General features: G+C 71.7%; 16 protein-coding genes and 3 pseudogenes. 13 read left to right on the forward strand and 6 right to left on the reverse strand.

What is annotated here, in order from left to right:
- From DJ82_RS06420 to DJ82_RS06435, 4 genes and pseudogenes are all read left to right on the forward strand, one after another.
- A pseudogene (locus DJ82_RS06420) lies at window positions 1-332 on the forward strand (MoxR family ATPase); the annotation flags it as partial.
- Between the two features lie 2 nt (window positions 333-334).
- Window positions 335-1,771 (forward strand): VWA domain-containing protein, encoded by a 1,437-nt coding sequence (locus tag DJ82_RS06425; RefSeq protein WP_198948026.1) that lies wholly within the window; start codon window positions 335-337, stop codon window positions 1,769-1,771.
- Complete coding sequence (locus tag DJ82_RS06430) at window positions 1,768-2,658, forward strand: Rossmann-like domain-containing protein (protein ID WP_094581342.1); 891 nt, start codon at window positions 1,768-1,770, stop codon at window positions 2,656-2,658. The genes DJ82_RS06425 and DJ82_RS06430 overlap by 4 nt, the downstream gene beginning before the upstream one ends.
- 6 nt (window positions 2,659-2,664) lie before the next feature.
- Window positions 2,665-3,903, forward strand: coding sequence for an XdhC family protein (locus DJ82_RS06435; RefSeq protein WP_094557714.1), 1,239 nt, complete (start codon window positions 2,665-2,667; stop codon window positions 3,901-3,903).
- A 24-nt stretch (window positions 3,904-3,927) separates the two neighbouring features.
- On the opposite strand, the gene DJ82_RS06440 is transcribed toward DJ82_RS06435, so the two are convergent.
- Window positions 3,928-4,341: a Rieske 2Fe-2S domain-containing protein gene (locus tag DJ82_RS06440; protein WP_094581343.1), complete on the reverse strand. Its 414-nt coding sequence runs from the start codon at window positions 4,339-4,341 to the stop codon at window positions 3,928-3,930.
- Window positions 4,342-4,436: 95 nt separating this feature from the next.
- On the opposite strand from DJ82_RS06440, the gene DJ82_RS06445 reads away from it, so the two are divergent.
- Entirely contained in the window at window positions 4,437-5,381 is a 945-nt protein-coding gene (locus DJ82_RS06445) for an alpha/beta hydrolase (protein ID WP_094581344.1), read from the forward strand.
- A gap of 91 nt (window positions 5,382-5,472) precedes the next feature.
- On the opposite strand, the gene DJ82_RS06450 is transcribed toward DJ82_RS06445, so the two are convergent.
- Window positions 5,473-5,844 carry a winged helix-turn-helix domain-containing protein gene (locus DJ82_RS06450; RefSeq protein WP_094581345.1) on the reverse strand — a complete coding sequence of 124 codons (372 nt, stop codon included), beginning with the start codon at window positions 5,842-5,844 and terminating at the stop codon, window positions 5,473-5,475.
- A gap of 140 nt (window positions 5,845-5,984) precedes the next feature.
- On the opposite strand from DJ82_RS06450, the gene DJ82_RS06455 reads away from it, so the two are divergent.
- Complete coding sequence (locus DJ82_RS06455) at window positions 5,985-6,488, forward strand: GbsR/MarR family transcriptional regulator (protein ID WP_094581346.1); 504 nt, start codon at window positions 5,985-5,987, stop codon at window positions 6,486-6,488.
- Window positions 6,489-6,599: 111 nt separating this feature from the next.
- On the opposite strand, the gene DJ82_RS06460 is transcribed toward DJ82_RS06455, so the two are convergent.
- Window positions 6,600-7,151, reverse strand: coding sequence for a hypothetical protein (locus tag DJ82_RS06460; protein ID WP_094524206.1), 552 nt, complete (start codon window positions 7,149-7,151; stop codon window positions 6,600-6,602).
- 160 nt (window positions 7,152-7,311) lie between these two features.
- On the opposite strand from DJ82_RS06460, the gene DJ82_RS06465 reads away from it, so the two are divergent.
- Window positions 7,312-7,764, forward strand: a complete 453-nt coding sequence (locus tag DJ82_RS06465) for a hypothetical protein (RefSeq protein WP_094524207.1) — start codon at window positions 7,312-7,314, stop codon at window positions 7,762-7,764.
- 18 nt (window positions 7,765-7,782) lie between these two features.
- Here the strand turns inward: DJ82_RS06465 and DJ82_RS06470 are convergent.
- Both DJ82_RS06470 and DJ82_RS06475 read right to left on the reverse strand, forming a co-directional pair.
- A pseudogene (locus tag DJ82_RS06470) lies at window positions 7,783-8,012 on the reverse strand (hypothetical protein).
- A 119-nt stretch (window positions 8,013-8,131) separates the two neighbouring features.
- The gene (locus DJ82_RS06475; protein WP_094581347.1) at window positions 8,132-8,566 is read right to left on the reverse strand and encodes a universal stress protein; all 435 of its coding nucleotides are present in this window, start codon (window positions 8,564-8,566) and stop codon (window positions 8,132-8,134) included.
- Window positions 8,567-8,737: 171 nt separating this feature from the next.
- On the opposite strand from DJ82_RS06475, the gene DJ82_RS06480 reads away from it, so the two are divergent.
- The 6 genes and pseudogenes from DJ82_RS06480 to DJ82_RS06500 all read left to right on the forward strand — a co-directional run bounded on the left by DJ82_RS06480 (window position 8,738) and on the right by DJ82_RS06500 (window position 15,197).
- On the forward strand, window positions 8,738-9,175 hold the full coding sequence (locus tag DJ82_RS06480) for a hypothetical protein (RefSeq protein ID WP_094524210.1): 438 nt from the start codon (window positions 8,738-8,740) through the stop codon (window positions 9,173-9,175).
- Window positions 9,176-9,267: 92 nt separating this feature from the next.
- Window positions 9,268-10,266 (forward strand): hypothetical protein, encoded by a 999-nt coding sequence (locus DJ82_RS06485; RefSeq protein ID WP_094581348.1) that lies wholly within the window; start codon window positions 9,268-9,270, stop codon window positions 10,264-10,266.
- A 128-nt stretch (window positions 10,267-10,394) separates the two neighbouring features.
- Window positions 10,395-10,769: a hypothetical protein gene (locus DJ82_RS15245; protein WP_241881445.1), complete on the forward strand. Its 375-nt coding sequence runs from the start codon at window positions 10,395-10,397 to the stop codon at window positions 10,767-10,769.
- Window positions 10,770-10,781: 12 nt separating this feature from the next.
- Window positions 10,782-11,630 (forward strand): annotated as a pseudogene (locus DJ82_RS06490) (PLP-dependent aminotransferase family protein); the annotation flags it as partial.
- 275 nt (window positions 11,631-11,905) lie between these two features.
- On the forward strand, window positions 11,906-13,534 hold the full coding sequence (locus tag DJ82_RS06495) for a Na+/H+ antiporter NhaC family protein (protein WP_094581349.1): 1,629 nt from the start codon (window positions 11,906-11,908) through the stop codon (window positions 13,532-13,534).
- Window positions 13,535-13,646: 112 nt separating this feature from the next.
- Window positions 13,647-15,197: a hypothetical protein gene (locus DJ82_RS06500; RefSeq protein WP_094581350.1), complete on the forward strand. Its 1,551-nt coding sequence runs from the start codon at window positions 13,647-13,649 to the stop codon at window positions 15,195-15,197.
- Window positions 15,198-15,292: 95 nt separating this feature from the next.
- Here DJ82_RS06500 and DJ82_RS06505 read toward each other — a convergent pair whose 3' ends face one another.
- Window positions 15,293-16,195 (reverse strand): zinc finger domain-containing protein, encoded by a 903-nt coding sequence (locus tag DJ82_RS06505; RefSeq protein ID WP_094581351.1) that lies wholly within the window; start codon window positions 16,193-16,195, stop codon window positions 15,293-15,295.
- Window positions 16,196-16,263 lie beyond the last annotated feature (68 nt).

Raw genomic sequence — 16,263 nt, forward strand, 5'->3', positions numbered from 1 at the left:
TCGAGCCGCCGTCGTTCGAGACGGAGCACGAGATCGTCCGCCGGAAGGTGCCCGAGCTCGACGCCGCGGTCGCCGCCGAGGTGTGCTCGGTGGTCGAGCGCCTGCGCGAGGAGTCGTTCCTCAAGCGCCCGGGCGTCGCCGAGACGCTGGACTGGGCGCGCGCGGTCGCCGCGCTGCGCCACGACGACGCCGACGAGCCGCTCGCGCCGGACGAGATCGAGCGGACGATCGGCTGCCTGCTGAAGGAGGCGGAGGACGTCGGTCGCGTCGACGCGGAACTGCTCGAACGGCTCCACGACGCCGCGAGCGCGGCGGCCGAGCGGACCGAGTGACCATGGCGCGCTCCGACGGCACCGCGACGGAGACGCCCGACTTCCCGGCGGCGAGGGAGCACCTGCTCACGGAGCTGATCCGGTTCGTCGCCGTGCTTCGGCGCGACGGCGTCGCCGTGCCGGCCTCCGGCGCCCTCGACGCCGCCCGCGCGATCGCGGCGGTCGGCCTGACAGACGAGCGTCGGGTCGAGGACGGCGCTGCGAGCGAGCCCTGCTCTCCGAGACCGGCCCGCCGACGGCGACCCCTTCGCCGAGGCGTTCCCGACGTTCTGGCACCGCCTCCGGAGCGGCCTCGACCGGATCGCCACCGCCCACGACGGCCCGTCGCCGGAGTCCGAGGAGGGGGACGACGGCGAGGACCGAACGGGGGACGAGGCGGGGCCGACCACCGGCTCCGACGCCGACGACGCGGAGGAGCCCGGCCTGCTCGACGGCGCGGAGCCGCCGGAGATGGACGCCGACGGCGACGGCGACCCCACCGTCCGGATCCCGACCGACCGCCGCCACGCCGCCGGCGATCGGCCGACCGGGGAGCCGCGCGAGGAGACGGACGGGCGCCGGTACAGCGCGGTCGGCGAGAGCGCGCTCGTCGAGGCGGACGTGCCGGCGCCGTCGAGCGCGGACCGCGCGGCCGCGGAGCGGTTCGTCGACGCGCTCTCGTCGCTGCCCGGGCGGCCCGCCGGCGCTCCCCAGACGGACCGAACGTCGACGCGCGCGGCGCGCTGCGGGCGAGCCTGCAGACCGGCGGCGCGCCGATCGACCTCCCGCGCGACGCGCCGACGCCGAGCGAACTGCGGTGCTGTCTGCTGGTCGACGTCAGCGGGTCGGTGCTCGACACGATCGACCGGAGCGCGCTGCTCGGGCTCGGTGAGCGGGTCGCGGCGAGCGCCCGCGACGCCCGCGTCTTCCTCTTCGACACCGACCTCGCGGAGGCGACGGCGGCGTTCGCGGACCCGGGCGGCGAGCCGGCCGAGGCGCTCCGCGCCGCGCAGATCGAGTGGGGCGGCGGCACCAAGATCGGGGGCGCGTTCGACGCGCTGCGGCGGACCGCGCCGCACGCCGTCGACCGGCGGACGGTCGTCGTCGTCGTGAGCGACGGGCTCGACGTCGGCGACCCCGACCTGCTCACGGACGGGATCACGTGGCTCGCGGACCGCGCCGACGGCGTCGTCTGGCTCAACCCGCTCGCCGTCTCCCCGTCGTTCGAGCCGGCGTCCCGCGGGATGAGCGACGCGGCCCCGTACGTCGACGGACTGTTCGGCTTCGCCGAGGGCGCGGACCTCGCGGAGGCCGCCCGCCAGATCGAGCGGCGCGGGCTCGGCGGCCCGGTCGGCTACGAGCACGACCCGCGTCGGACCGGCGGCGCGCCCGGAGGCGGACGCGGTCGCACCGACGACGAGGCCCGGACCGGCGACGCCGGCGAGGAGGGCGTCGTATGACGCGCCGAAGCCAGGGAGACGACGGGACCGCCGGCGTCGGCGCCGACGGCACCGACGCCGACGAGGAGTGGCCCGGTCCGGTCCTCCGGGCGACGCGCGACGCGCTCCGCGACCGCGGCGCGCTCTCGGGGGGTCGCCTCCACCGCGTCACGGTCGGCGACTCGGCCGTGCTGGTGGAGCTCACGGAGCGAGACGGGGGATACCGGCGGCCCCCAGCCGGACTCGCGCACCTCCCAGAGGGATCCGCGCCGACGGTCCCGGACGACGTCGAGGGACTGCTGGCGCCGGTCCGAGCGGGGGAGACGGCGACCGGCGCCGCGACCGTGGCCCTCGGCGACCGCGCGCTCGCGGTGGCGACGCTGAACGCCTGCGCGGCGCCGCTGCTCGACTGGCGGGACGGCGACCCGATGGCGCTGCTCGACCCCTCGGTCGAGACGGTCGTCACGGTCGGTCTGTTCCGGCCGGCGTTCCGGAAGTTCGACGGCGTGGAGGTCCGCGCGATCGAGCGCGAGCCCGTCGACTCGGATGCGGTGTCGACCCCCGCGGGCGTGTCGCTGCGGTCGTTCGCCCCGGCGGAGACGGCGGGCGCGATGGAGGGGGCGGACGTGGTGTTCGTCACCGGCTCGACGCTCGTGTACGGCGGGACCGAGCGGTACCTGGAGGCGGCCCCGGGCTCGGCGACCGTCGTCGTGGTCGGCGCGACCGCCTCGTCGCTTCCGAGTCCGCTGTTCGAGCGCGGCGTCGACGTCGTCGCCGGCGCGGCGGTGGACGACCCCGCTCGGACGCGGGGCGCGGTGGCGGGCGGCGCCTGCGGCACGGACCTGCACGACCGCGGCGTTCGGAAGGTGTACGCGGCGCGCGACGCGCCGGCGACCATCGACCTGTGACCTGACATGACAGCAAGCAACTGGAGCGTACCGGAGACCGAAGTGGTACAGCGCGTTCGCGACCGACTCGACGCCGACGGCACCGACGTGCTCGCGACGATCGTCGACGTCGAGGGGAACGCCTACCGTCGCCCGGGGGCGAAGATGCTCCTCGACGACGACGGCTCGGGCGTCGGCTCGATCACGGCGGGCTGTATCGAGGACGACCTGCTCGCCGCCGCCGAGGCGGTCCGAGAGACCGGTCGCCCCGACCGGGTCACGTACGACCTGATGGAGGACGAGGACGACGTCTGGGGGCTCGGCGTCGGCTGTAACGGCGTGATCGACGTCCTCTTGGAACCGTTGACGGAGACGTACCGGCCGGCCGTCGAGGCGTTCGGCGCCGGCCGCGACGTCGCGGTGCTCACGGTGCTCTCCGCCGGCGGCGAGGGGGGCGAGGGGGGCGACGGCGGCGCGGGAGCCGGCGGCGACGGTGCGCACGCCGACCGAGACCGCCTCGGCGAGCGCGCCTACTACCGGCCCGACGAGGACCGGCTGACGCTCCCCGACGGGTCGCCCGCCGACGGGTGGCCGGTCGAGGCGCTCGCGGGGCCGGCGGCGGACCTCGCCGCGCGCGGCGCCGCCGACGTCGTCGCGGTCGAGGACGAGACGGGCGCGACGGTGGAGGTGTTCGTCGACGGGCTCGCGGCCCCGGACGACCTCGTGGTCTTCGGGACCGGCCACGACGTGGGGCCGGTGGTCGAACTCGGCGAGCGGAACGACTTCCGCGTCACCGTCGTCGGCTTCCGCGGCGGGGTCGACCTCGACGCGCGGTTCCCCGACGCCCACCGGACCGTGACGACGTCGCCGGCGGGGCTCGGCGACGCGCTCGACCTCGACGACCGGACGCACGCGGTCGTGATGACGCACAACTTCGTCGACGACCGGATCGCGGTGGAGGAGCTGCTCCGGTCGCAGGCGCCGTACGTCGGCCTGATGGGCCCGCGGGAGCGGTTCGAGGAGATGCTGGAGGCGTACGACGACGAGGGGACGACGTTCGGCGAGTCGGAGCTCGCGTCGCTGTACACGCCCGTCGGGCTCGACCTCGGCGGCGGAACGCCGTACCAGATCGCCCACAGCATCGTCGGAGAGGTCCTCGCGGTCAGCAACGACCGGACCCCGCGGCACCTGCGCGAGCGCGAGGGGCACATCCACGACCGCGTCGACGTCGAGACGCGCTCGGAGCCGGAGCCGCCGAGTCGGTAGAGTCGCCCGGCGAGAGACCGACTCTCAGAGCGAGAGGTGCGAGGTCGACCCGGGATCGTCGTCGTCGGTCCCGCCCTCGTGCCGGAACGAGTAGTCGCCGTCGGTCAGGTAGACGGCGCCGTCCTCGACGGCGACCTCGACGTCGCGGAGCGCCGTGCCGGCCGCCGGGCCGTTGTCGCACTCGCCGGAGCAGGCGTCGAACAGCGAGCCGTGGCGCGGGCAGATCACCTCGCCGTCTCGAATCGGCACGCCGTCGCCCGTGTCGAACCGCTGGCTCTCGTGCGGGCAGGTGTTGATCCACGCCCGGACGCCGGGATCCTCGTCGCACGGGACGAGCACGATCTCCCGGTCGTTCGTGAACGGATCCGCAGCCGTGAATCGGTATGACCCCCGCTCGGTGACGGCCTCGACGTCGGTGAGCTTCGTCCCGTCCGGCATCGGCCGAGTCCACGATTTCCCGGGTGAAAAGCGTCGCGGCGAACTCGCGGTCGCGCTCCACCAAGACTTAGCCCCCGGTCGTCACACGTTCGGCCATGCACGCCGACGAGATCGACCCGCAAGCGAAGGCGGCCGTCGAGCGTCAGGAGCGGTTGCCGCTGCCGCACAGCAGGTGGGGGCTGAAGCTCGCCCGGCTCCTCACCCGGCCGGTGATGCGGATCCGGAACCGGAACCCCCCGCCGGTCGGGCGGACGGTCGACGGGACGGTCCCCGGCCCCGACGGCGCGCTCGACGCGCGGCTCTACCTCCCGGACGCCGAGGGGCCGTTCCCGACGGTCGTCTTCTTCCACGGCGGCGGGTTCGTGCTCGGGAGCGTCGCCACCCACGACTGGCTCTGTCGGGGGCTCACGCGGGAGAGCCGCTGCGCCGTCCTCTCGGTCGGCTACCGGCTCGCTCCCGAACACCCGTTCCCCGCGGCGGTCGCGGACGCGTACGCCGCCGTCGAGTGGGCCGCGGACAACCCGGACTCGCTCGCCGGGACCGGGGAGGTGGCGGTCGCCGGCGACTCGGCCGGCGGGGCGCTCGCCGCGGTCGCCGCGCTCATGGCCGCCGAGCGCGACGGCCCCGAGATCACGTACCAGGCGCCGTTGTACCCGAGCGTCGGCGTCCGGCCCGGACAGCCGTCGCTCCGGGAGCACGCCGGGACCGTCCTCGACGAGGCCGACATCGAGTGGTTCTCCGACTGCTACTACGACGACGAGATTCACCGGCGGAACCCGTACGCCGACCCGACGAACGCCGGTGACCTCGGCGACGTCGCGCCCGCGACGGTGGTCACGGCGGGGTTCGACCCCCTCCGCGGCGGCGGCCGGGCGTACGCCGAGCAACTGGTCCGGGACGGCGTCCCGACGCGGTACGAGAACTACGAGGCGATGGTCCACGGCTTCATGACGCTCCGCGAGGTCGACCGCGCCGAGGAGGCGATCGCGACCGTCGCCGACGACCTCGCCGGCGCGTTCGAGCGCGGCGCCAATCGATAGCGACCCGCGGGCGTCCGGCCGGTCGTCCGAGCGACGCACGCCCGTCGAGAAGACGAAACGCGGCTGACCGATCGGGACGGCTCCGGACCGTTCAGGGTCGGTCGCGCTTTGTCGGCGAACGGTCGGCGGGCGCGTCGATGCGCACGACGATCCGCTCGACGGTGGGCGCGTAGACGGTCATCTCTTTTCCCTTCTCGGAGTACCACGTGTTGACCGGCGCGATCAGGTCGGCGTCGCAGAGCCGATTGAGGTGGTAGGTGACGTTCTGGAGCGACGCGTCGACGTCGGCGGCGACGTCGGAGGCCGTGCCGGGACCGTCCGCGAGCGCGGCGAGGATCCGCTGAGCGGTGTCACACGAGAGGACGCGCAGCGCGTCGGTCGGCTCGTCGCGCCCGAGCACGACGTCCGTCTGTTCTCGGGGGGCGTGGTCGACTGTCGGTCGGTGTGGTAACGCGCTTGCCATGAGGTCTGGAGGGCGAACAACGGTTCTGTTTGTTCGGTTCGAGTCGAACAAGCGAATCAAACAGTTTAATACTTACGGAATGCCTACCTCTGGTATGGCTGTTCGACACGTTCATGCGTCGGAGCGACGAGGTCGCCCGTATGAGTGAGAACGCCGAGGCCGCCCGCGAGCGCGTCATCGAATCGCTCGAGCAGTCGGCCGAGGTGTACGGGCTGAGCCGCAGCGCCGGCCGGATATACGGCGTTCTCTACTTCGCGGACGCCCCGCTGTCGATCCCCGAGCTCGTCGACCGGACCGGGTACGCGAAGTCGACCGTCAGCAACGTCACTCGGACGCTCACGCGCGTGGGCCTGATCCACCGTCGGTCGTCCGACGGCGGCGGGCGGCGGGTTCGGTTCGCCGCCGAGCGGGAGATCTGGTACATCCTGCAGGACGTGTTCCAACAGTACGTGCAACGAGAGCTCCAGACCACCCACCGGACGATCAGACGCGCGGAACGCGGGCTGGACGACGGAGAGGGCGTCGAGGCCGAGCGGATCCGCGAGCTCCGAGAGACGTACGAGGACCTCGAAGAGATCGTCGAACTCGCGTCGGAGCTCTCTGCCGCGGAGCTGCGCGACGCCCTGGACTCGTACGAGGGATAGCGCTCACCGAGCCGTCGGGGGCGCGAGCGAGCCCGTCCGCCGATCGAAGCCTCTTCCCCTCCTCCCTACCGGTCGAAGCCTCTTCCCCTCCTGCTTACCGACCGAAGCCTCCTACCAGTACACCGTGTACGTACACGCGTCGCCGCCCTCGCGTCGGCAGTCCGGCCCGGTCTCCTCGATGAACACGAACGCGTCGACCGGCGCGTGTTCCTTCGCCACGCCGCGGATCAGCCCGCGGTCGAACGGGCACGGATACGGCGTGTGACACGTCACTTCGCCGGCCCGGTCGTCCGTCCGCTCGAAGCGGTACTCGCCTATCTCTCCGCCGCGATGGTTCCGCCGGTACGCCTCGTCGATACCGCGAAGCCCGCCCGCGACGGTCGCGGACTCGCTCGGCCAGTCCGCGACGTCGGGAAGCTGCTCGCCGAGGCGGTCGAGGACGTGCGGCTGGAGGTCCGTCGCGATGGTCTCGAAGGCGTCTAGCCACGCCTGCTGCGGGTACCACTCGTCGGGAGAGGGGTCCCGGATCCCCTCCTCCGCGAGCGCCGCGAGCGCCCGTTCGCGGTACGCGTCGGAGAACCGTCCCATCCCCTCCTCGACGATAGAAAGGACAGTTCGACCGTTCACTTCCACGTCGCGGTCGAACGGCTCGTACGGTGTCATGATAACTGTCTAACGAATTCGGAGTGATAAACCCAGCACATCGGACGACCGGGCGGCCGACGCCGGGCCGCGGCGCGGCGTTCGAGGTGACCCTCGCCCGCGGACATGTTTCAGATTATTTGACAAAAACATAATACGGGTGGGGGCGCCTCGTGGACGCATGGTGAAGAGCACGGTCCGGTTTCCCGAGTCGGTGGTCGGCGAGATCGAGTCGCTGGTCGAGAGCGGCCAGTTCGAGAGCAAGTCCGAGTTCTACCGTTTTTCGACCGACAACGTGCTGAATCAGGTGCTCGACGACTACGAACCGGAGACCATCGACTACGAGCAGATCAGGGAGGAGGTGATGCCGCAGGCGGAGCGCGAGCTGGGCGCCGACGCCGACGCGGATCACCCGCCGTTCTTCGAGTCGGTCGCGTTCGTCAGGAAGTTGGCCCTCCGCGGGAACGTCAGCGACGCCGAGGACTTCATCGACCACCAGTACGTCCCGGGCGACCGGCACGCGGTCCTCCTCGAGGAACTGCTCCGGCTGTACCGAGACGAGACGGCCCCCGCTCCGCGACAGGCCCCCCCGGACCGCGAGCCGCGCGCCGCGCCGGAGGAGCGACAGCACTGACCGGGAATCGCCGCCGCCTCACCGGTTCAACCGCCATCGGATCGCCGCGGCCGCGACCAGCACCGTCGCGAACGTGACGCCCCCGGATATCAGCGCCCCCCGGCCCCCGTCGTTCCCGTGGTGATGACGCTCACCGACGCCCCGCCGCCCGCGACGGCGGCGCCGCCGGCCACCCCGCCGAATCCGATACAACAGAGGCTCAACAGCCCAACGAGCGACAGCGACCCCAAGAGGCCGTCGTCGCTCACGGCTCGCTCACCCGCCGTCCGACCGCGTCGGTCGCAGTCGATGCGAACGCGATCACGGTCGCTCTCGTCGGCCCGCGTGTGAATAGCTGACGGGATCGGGCGCGGGGCGCGCCGGACCGCTACCTCGACGCGGGGACGGAGACGACCGTCGTCGACGCGTCGCGGAGGACGCGCTCGGTCGTGCTGCCGAGCAGGTCCCCCGCGGCGTCGCGGGCGCCGCGGGTCCCCATGACGATCGCGTCGGAGCCGATCTCGTCCGCGTACGCGACGATCTCCCGCGACGGGACGCCCTCCCCGATCGCGGTCTCGCAGTCCATCCCCGCCGCCGTCGCCTCGGACTCGATCCGCTCGACGGCCGCCTCGAGACGGACCCGCTGCTCCGGGTCGTCGTCGTCGAACGCGCCCGGCTTCCCGGACCGCTCGTAGGTCGGGAGGTCCTCCAGCACGCCGAGGACGTGGACCGTCCCGTCGGGCGCCGTGATCTCGACCGCGTCCTCTACGGCCGCGAACGCGGCGTCGCTACCACCGGTCGGGATCAGGGTCGTGCCGTACATGCGGTCGGTGGTACGGGCGCGTTTCTGAAGAGGATTACCGTCGGGCGGGATCCGCTCTCGACCGTCGCCGCGATCGCGGCCCGGATCTCTTCCGGCGAACTCGCCGCGAACGGGCCGTTGAACGCTCAGTAAGATACTTTAGCGTTCGGAGCTTAACCGTTACCAAGTGTCATGGAGGCCGTGGACGACGTGTCGGATCGGATCCGATCCGACGGCGACTCGGAGGGGCGTCACGCGTATCGGACGGACCGGGCCGCCCGCGAGGGCGGTCGGTTCCTCGGCGAGGTCGACGACGAGCGCTTCCGCGAGGTGCTCGCGCGCCACCCCGAGGCGTGCGAGGCGTTCAGGATGATATCCGGGGCCGGATACCGGGACCCGGCGGAGGCGATGGGCACCTACTCCGCGGCGGAACACGCCGGGCGGGTCAGGACCGACGTCGAGTCGATCGCGGCGGTCCTGAGCGACGCGGACCACACCTGCGTCGTCAGGCTCGACACCGCCGACCCGCAGCTCGCGACGGTTCGGAACGGGGTCGAGCGGGCGCAGATCGAGTTCGACACCGCGCGGGTCCGCTGGGTCCCGCCGGACGCGGGAGAGCCCGGCGGCTGACTCGACGGTCGGATCGCGCGTCCGACCACCGTGACTACAGTCGCTGTTTGGGTAACGGACAGCCCTTTGCGAGCGGTGGCCCGTCTCTCCGTATGGACGACACTCCGATCTCTCGGCGTCGGTTCGCCGCGAGCGGGATCGCCGCCGCGGCGGTCGCCGCCGCGGGCTGTCTCGGCGGGACGTCCGGTGACGGCGAACCGGGATCGAACGGCGCGGACGGCGACCGCGTGCTCAGACTGTCGCTCTCGGGACTCGGCGACGCCCTCCGTGACAGGTACGTCACCGATCCCGAGGAGGCCGATCCGAACTGGGCGGACGGGGCCTTCGAGGCCGTCAGGAACGGAACGACGCTGACGACGCAGTACCGGAAACCGTTCTTCTCGGACGCGGACGATCCGACGTACGCCCGACACGACGGGACGTACTACTGGCTCGACTCGGTCGTCGTCGACGAGGTCGCCGTCTCGCGTCCCGTGCTCAGACTGTTCGAGCCCGCGGAGACGAGCGACGGAGCCGCCGAGCCGAAGAGCGCTGATGCGCTTCCGGCGATCGACCGGCGGGCCGTCGAGATCGCGCACCACGCGGCGCGGGCGCGGGGGAACGAGGGCGGGATGCCGGTGGGGCTGGTCCGGCGCGGCGGTTACGTGTACCGCCGGGACGACGCCGCGGCGGAGAGCGACCTGCTCGCGGCGGACGGCCCCGACCGCGTCACCGTTCGCGACACGGAGTATGTCGTCGAGATCACCGAGGAGGAGTTCCACGAGCCGGTGTACCGAGCGACCGGTGAACGGGTGGCCGACACGCCGGAGCGGATGGAGGCGATACTCCGCGCCGAGTTCGTCGGCGCCCGGATCTCCCGCGACGGCCTCTCCGCCGACGCGAGAGACCTCCTGCTGGAGGCCGAGGCCGACGAGTACCGCGAGTCGCACCCGTACTCGGAGGCGTACCGGGAGGTGCTCCGAGCGCTCCACGAGCGACCGTACATCGACGGGAACGTCCGGAAGGACGCCGGGGTGGACTCGAGCCGGGCCGACCTGTGCCGGTACGACGACGTGTACTACGACTACCAACTCCGGTTCGTCTCCCTCTGACCGTCGATCGGCCGGTTCGATTCGTCGTTCTGATCGTATCGGCCGTTATTTCGGATTTATCCGATCTTTCTTTTGCCGTTCTGCGCCAGACTTATGATATCGTGGGCGATGTCGTATCATAACTGACGATGACACAACAGGATCCGTCGGACGGGATCGAACACCTCTTCGCCGATACCGTTCGCGACACGATGGGAAGCGCCGTGTACGGCGACTGGCGATCGATCCATAACGCGGACGCGGTGCCGCTCGCCTTCGGGTTCCCGTACCCGGAGTCGTTCCCGAACGAGGAGCTGGCCGCCGCCACCGATTCGCTGCTGTCGAGCGAGCCGGAGCGCGCGCTCCAGTACGGCGGCGGCGACGCCGACGGACTCCGCGACCTCGTCGTCGACCGGGCGCGGGACCGCGGCATCGACTGCGCCGCGGAGACGGTCCACGTCACGAACGGTGCGACGCGGGCGATCGACACGGTCTGTCGGACGTTCCTCGAACCGGGCGACTAGGTCGTCGTCGAGGCGCCGACGTTCATGGGCGCGCTGGGCATCTTCCGGAACCACGGCGCGGCGGTGACCGGCGTGACCGTGGACGAGGAGGGGCTCGACGTCGACGCGCTCGCGGACGACCTCGCCTCGCGCGCGCAGTGCGGCGCGGCCCAGCCGAAGCTCGTCTACACGATCCCCGACTTCCAGAACCCCACCGGGGTCACGATGGCGACGGACCGACGCGAGCGGCTCCTCGACCTCGCCGAGCGGTACGACTTCGTCGTGCTCGAGGACGACCCGTACGGCCGGCTGCGGTACGAGGGCTCCGAGCGACCGCCCCTCAAGGCCCTCGACGTCGACGACCGCGTGGTCCGTGTAAACACCGTCTCGAAGACGATCGCGCCCGGGGTCCGAACGGGATGGATCGTGGCCGACGAGACGACGACGGCGCAGTTCGATCGGATCGACGCTGGCGGCGAGCCGAGCTTCACCCGCGGGCTGATCGATCGCTACTGCACGGACGGGCGGCTCGACCGAGCCGTCGCTCGGCTGTGCGAGGGGTACGAGCGGCGACGGGACCGGATGCTCGCGAGCCTCGAAACGCACATGCCGCCGAGCGCGACGTGGAGCGAGCCGAGCGGCGGGTTCTTCGTCTGGGTCGAGTTCCCGGAGGGGACCGACGCCGAGGCGATGCTGCCCGACGCCATCGACGCCGGTGTCACATATCTCCCCGGGACGTTCTTCTACCCCGACGACGGCGGCCGGCGATTCGCTCGCCTCTCCTTCAGTTACGCGTCGCCGTCAGCAATCGACGACGGTATCGAGTCGCTGGCCCGGACCGTCCGCGACCGCGTCTCGGTGACCGGCGGGAAGAACGGGTAGACCGGCGGCGCCCAGCGAGTCGGACGCGGACCAGCGAACTGGTCGCTGTCTAGTGGGGATCGCCACCGAGCGACGAGCCGCATCACCGACCGCGAGACGCCGCTTAATATTGTATTAATAACTGGTAGTGTTGGTCACGCCCCCATGCAACAGCCTTATTATACACAAACAGCCAGTGCGGTCCGAGATGGTATCAGATTACTCCAACGATTCCGGAGTAAACTCGACGAGTATCGGGTTTCAATCCAGTATCGGTTCCGTTTGTGAGGTGAGTCATGACGGTTGAGACCTACGGGGCGATATCGCTGTTCCCGCCGCTGTTCGCGATCGTGCTCGCGATGGTCACCCGGAAGCCGGTCCTCTCGCTGTTCCTCGGCATCTGGTCGGGCGCGGTGATTTTCACCGCGAACGTCGGCGTGGTGCAGTCGCTCGACTGGGTGGTCTCCTCGATCGGGGAGAGCACGTTCAACGCGAAGATCATGCTGATCGTGCTGTTCCTCGGCGCCGGCGTCGCCCTCATCTGGCGGCTCGGCGGGGCCTCCGCGATCGCGAACGCCGCGACCTCGCGGCTCGACTCACAGCGGAAGGTCGGGCTCGCGACGTGGGTCTTCGGCATGCTGTGGTTCTTCGGCGACTACTCGAACACGGCGATCGTCGGCACGACGATGCGGGAGATGGCCGACGAGCTGCGCATGTCCCGCGAGAAGCTCGCGTACATCATCGACTCGACGGCCGCGCCGGTCGCGACGTTCGGGATCTCCAGTTGGGTCGTCTACCAGCTGAGCATGATCCGGGAGGGGTACTCGGCGGCGGGCATCTCGCCCGAATCGGAAGCGGTGCCCGGCGCGTTCGCGCTGTTCATCCAGAGCGTCCCGTTCAACGTCTACTGCATCCTCGCGGTGGCGATGGTCGGGATCATCGTGCTCAGCCAGCGCGACTTCGGCGAGATGCTCACGGCCGAGACCCGCTCGTGGACGGAGGGGAAGCTGCTCCGCGACAACGCGGTTCCCATGCAGAGCGCGGAGGACAGCCTCGGCGACCTCCTGACCGACTCGCCGCAGCTTCGGTTCTTCCTGGTCCCGGTCGGGGCGCTCATCACGGTCGTCATCGGCGGGGCCTTCTTCACCGGACTCTCGGCGTCCGACCCCGGCGCCTCGACGCTCGACGTCGTCGGGAACGCGCAGTTCGTCGACGCGCTGCTCTGGGGGACGTTCACGATGGTCTCGGTCGCGATCGCGCTCGGCGTGGGCAGCGGCGTCGCCTCGCTCGACGAGGCGATGGAAACGGTCATCGACGGGTTCGGTATGATGCTGACCGCGCTGTCCATCCTCGTGATGGCGTGGACGATCGGGACGGTCACGACCGCGCTCGGGACCGGCGTGTACCTCACCAACGTCGCCGAGGCGTTCGTCACTCCGACCCTGCTCCCCCTCGTCGTGCTGTTCGCGGCCGCGGTCGTCGCGTTCTCCACCGGCACGTCGTGGGGCACGATGGCGATCGTGACGCCGATCGCGATCCCGCTGGCGTACAGCGTCGGCGGCGGCACCGCGGCGCTGTTGCCGGTGGCCGTCGGAACGATCTTCAGCGGGGCGATCTTCGGCGACCACTGCTCGCCCATCTCCGACACCACAATCCTGGCGTCGACGTTCACGGGATCGGACCACATCGACCACGTCCGGACGCAGATGTACTACGCGGTGACCGTCCTCGGCGTCTCAGCGCTGCTCCTGCTGACGTGGGGCGTCACCGGGATCACGCCGGTGATCCTGCTGCCGGTCGGCGCGGCCCTGCTGTACGGGATCGTCTACGTCCTCTCCGAGCTGGACGCCGGCCGGAAGGACGTCCTCGCGAAGCCGGTCGAGTCCGCACAGCAGACGCCGGCGTCGGCCCCGTCCGACGACTGACTCGTCCGGACGGCGTTCGCGGCGTCGCGACGCGTGACGGCTCGTCGACGCCGCGGCCCGTTCCTGTCGTCTCAGGGGTACTTTCATATTCGGCTCCGAACTATGCGTGTGTATGACTGGCAAAGGTAGCGATCCGGTCGAACGACTGAAACGCGTCGCCGATATCGACGTCGATGCGTTCGACGCCCGGGTCCGCGAGGAGGCCGACGCGATCCGGGCCCACGTCGAGGCGGGGACGTTCGACAACGAGCAGGTGACGACGGGGCTCGAGTACGAGTTCTACGCCGTCGACCGCGAGACGGACAACCTCCGTCGGATCCCGCGGTCGCTTCTGGGCTGCGTGGGGTTCGACCGGGAGCTCGGGCTCCACAACGCGGAGATGAACTCGGCTGTCCACCCGTTCACCGGCCGCGGCATCGACGCCGTCCGGGCGGACGTGACCGGGAAGCTCGACGCGCTCCAGCGGCGCGCCGCCGCGGACGGGATCCGCGTGGTGAGCGACGGGATGTGGACGATCGGCCCGGCGGAGAGCGCGACGGACGACTACCTGACCGAGGCCACGCACGAGGAGGGGTTGACGCTGGGGATCAACGTCAGCAACGGGGTCCGATATCACGGGTTCGCCAGCGTCGGCGCGGACCGGTTGATCGGGAGCGAGATCGACGTCCCCGGCGCGAGGATCGACGCGGACAGCGCGGGACCGGTCAGTCTCACCACGTCGATCCAGCCCCACTACCAGCCCCGCCGCGCCGCGGACCTCCCGAGGTATCACCGGATCGCGACGCGGCTCGCCGGGCCGCTGCTCGCGCTCGCCGTCAACTCGCCGTTCCTGCCGCCCGCGCTCTACGACGACCCCGGCCCCGACCGCGAACTGCTCGTGGCGGACGGGTACGCCGAACACCGGATCCCGGTGTACGAGCAGATGATGAATCCGCCGGGACGCGATCGAAAGGTGAAGTTCCCCCGCGACATCGACAGCGTGGGGGCGGCCATCGACCGCATCGCGGCCGACCCGGTGCTCGTCCCGGCGGAGATCGAGGCGGAGGGCCGGTTCGACGACGAGTTCGTCCACTTCCGACACAAACACGGGAGCTACTGGCGGTGGGTCCGGCCGGTGTTCGACGGCGCGACCGAGGGGAGCGCGAGCGCCCGGATCGAGTTCCGCCCGCTCCCCGGCCAGCCGACGATCCCCGACGCGGTGGCGATCCTCGCCGCGTTCGGCGGGGCGATGCGGGGGATCGCGGAGCGCGGCGACCCGGTCGTCGACCTCCCCTGGGAGCGGGCGGAATCGAACTTCTACGCGGCCGCCCGCGACGGGCTCGACGCCGAAATGGAGTGGATCACGGCCGACGGTGCGACGACGACGGAGACCGCGGGACTGTACCGCGACCTGTTCGCCGCCGCGAAGGACGGACTTGAGGAGCACGGCTGTACGACCGACCAGATCGCCGCGGCGCTCTCCCCGCTCCGGAGCCGAGTCGAGACCGGCCGGACGCCCGCGGGCTGGAAGCGGTCGGCCGTCGCCGTCGCCCTCGACGACGGGGCGACCCCCGCCGAGGCGATCCGGTCGACGCAGCGCGCCTATATCCGGCTCCAAGCGCGAACGCTCTACGACGAGTCGCTCGCCGACTGGCCGGGGCCCGAGTCCGTTCTCCTCGGGTGACTCGGGGGCGGCGCGTCGGCCGAGAGCGAGTCCGTCACAGAAGGGCAGCCGAGAGCGAGTCCGTCACGGCGGGGCGGTCCGGCCCGCGAGACGGGTCACTCGCGCCGCATCGATATCCCGGAGTAGCCGCAGGCGTCGCAGGAGAGCGTCTCGCGGGCGCCGAACCGGTACGTTACCAGCGGATCGCCACAGCGGGGGCAGGGGTCGCCGGCGGCCGGCGGCGGGGCGTGGCGGACCCCGGCGACGACGAGTCGGACGGCGAGCTCGTGGGCGGCGTCCTCGTCGACCGCGCCGCCCCAGATCACGTTGGCGTCGGCGCCGATCCGCTCTCTGACCGCCGCGATGACGTCGGTCGCGGCGGCGATGCTGGTCTCGGGGTCGACGACGACGTCCACGAGCACCGCGCTCGCGTCGGTCGCGTCGACCCCCTCGGGGAGCCCGTCGAACGCCGCCGCGACCGCGGCACCCGGGGCGTCGCGGTCGCCGGTCCCGGTTCCCAGCGCGGCGACGCCGGCCGAGAGCACCGTCTCGGCGTCGGTGAGGTCGAGGTTGACGAAGCCGGGCTCCTGGACCGTCGCGAGGAACGCGCGGATCGCCGCCTCGACGGCGTCGCCCTCCGCGAGCAGCACCGCGTCGACGGCGTCGCGGACCGCGGACAGCGCGTCGTCGTCGGCCGCGTTCGCGGGGACGACCGCGACCGCGAACGCGTCGAGCCCGCCGAGCGCCCGGAGCGACTCGACCGCCTCGTGGCCCTCGCCCACCTCGTCGGGATCGAGCGCGACGACGACCGCCGCGGGGGGCGACGCGTCTGCCGGCGCCGGCGCGGCGCCACGCTCGGTCGCGGTCGTCGCCTCCGCGAGGAGGGCCGCGACCGACGCGTACCGGGCGTTGCGGAACGCCGAGCCCGCGAGCCGGTCGCCGTGGGCGCCGAGGCCGCAGACGACGACGGAACCGCCGAGGGCGTCGGCCGCCTCGCGCAGGTCGTCCCGGTGAGACATCTGGAAGGGCCGTTTCGGCTCCGTCGACAAACCCCTTCCCACTCGCGGGCCGGACGGGCGACCGATCG

It is taken from the genome of Halorubrum sp. Ib24, assembly GCF_002252745.1.
In the GTDB taxonomy this organism is placed as follows: domain Archaea; phylum Halobacteriota; class Halobacteria; order Halobacteriales; family Haloferacaceae; genus Halorubrum.

Bases quoted from the DNA above. Each gene is read 5' to 3' on its own strand.
- DJ82_RS06425 (WP_198948026.1), top strand. From the start codon at position 335: ATGGCGCGCTCCGACGGCACCGCGACGGAGACGCCCGACTTCCCGGCG.
- DJ82_RS06430 (WP_094581342.1), top strand. From the start codon at position 1,768: ATGACGCGCCGAAGCCAGGGAGACGACGGGACCGCCGGCGTCGGCGCC.
- DJ82_RS06435 (WP_094557714.1), top strand. From the start codon at position 2,665: ATGACAGCAAGCAACTGGAGCGTACCGGAGACCGAAGTGGTACAGCGC.
- DJ82_RS06440 (WP_094581343.1), bottom strand. From the start codon at position 4,341: ATGCCGGACGGGACGAAGCTCACCGACGTCGAGGCCGTCACCGAGCGG.
- DJ82_RS06445 (WP_094581344.1), top strand. From the start codon at position 4,437: ATGCACGCCGACGAGATCGACCCGCAAGCGAAGGCGGCCGTCGAGCGT.
- DJ82_RS06450 (WP_094581345.1), bottom strand. From the start codon at position 5,844: ATGGCAAGCGCGTTACCACACCGACCGACAGTCGACCACGCCCCCCGA.
- DJ82_RS06455 (WP_094581346.1), top strand. From the start codon at position 5,985: ATGAGTGAGAACGCCGAGGCCGCCCGCGAGCGCGTCATCGAATCGCTC.
- DJ82_RS06460 (WP_094524206.1), bottom strand. From the start codon at position 7,151: ATGACACCGTACGAGCCGTTCGACCGCGACGTGGAAGTGAACGGTCGA.
- DJ82_RS06465 (WP_094524207.1), top strand. From the start codon at position 7,312: ATGGTGAAGAGCACGGTCCGGTTTCCCGAGTCGGTGGTCGGCGAGATC.
- DJ82_RS06475 (WP_094581347.1), bottom strand. From the start codon at position 8,566: ATGTACGGCACGACCCTGATCCCGACCGGTGGTAGCGACGCCGCGTTC.
- DJ82_RS06480 (WP_094524210.1), top strand. From the start codon at position 8,738: ATGGAGGCCGTGGACGACGTGTCGGATCGGATCCGATCCGACGGCGAC.
- DJ82_RS06485 (WP_094581348.1), top strand. From the start codon at position 9,268: ATGGACGACACTCCGATCTCTCGGCGTCGGTTCGCCGCGAGCGGGATC.
- DJ82_RS15245 (WP_241881445.1), top strand. From the start codon at position 10,395: ATGACACAACAGGATCCGTCGGACGGGATCGAACACCTCTTCGCCGAT.
- DJ82_RS06495 (WP_094581349.1), top strand. From the start codon at position 11,906: ATGACGGTTGAGACCTACGGGGCGATATCGCTGTTCCCGCCGCTGTTC.
- DJ82_RS06500 (WP_094581350.1), top strand. From the start codon at position 13,647: ATGACTGGCAAAGGTAGCGATCCGGTCGAACGACTGAAACGCGTCGCC.
- DJ82_RS06505 (WP_094581351.1), bottom strand. From the start codon at position 16,195: ATGTCTCACCGGGACGACCTGCGCGAGGCGGCCGACGCCCTCGGCGGT.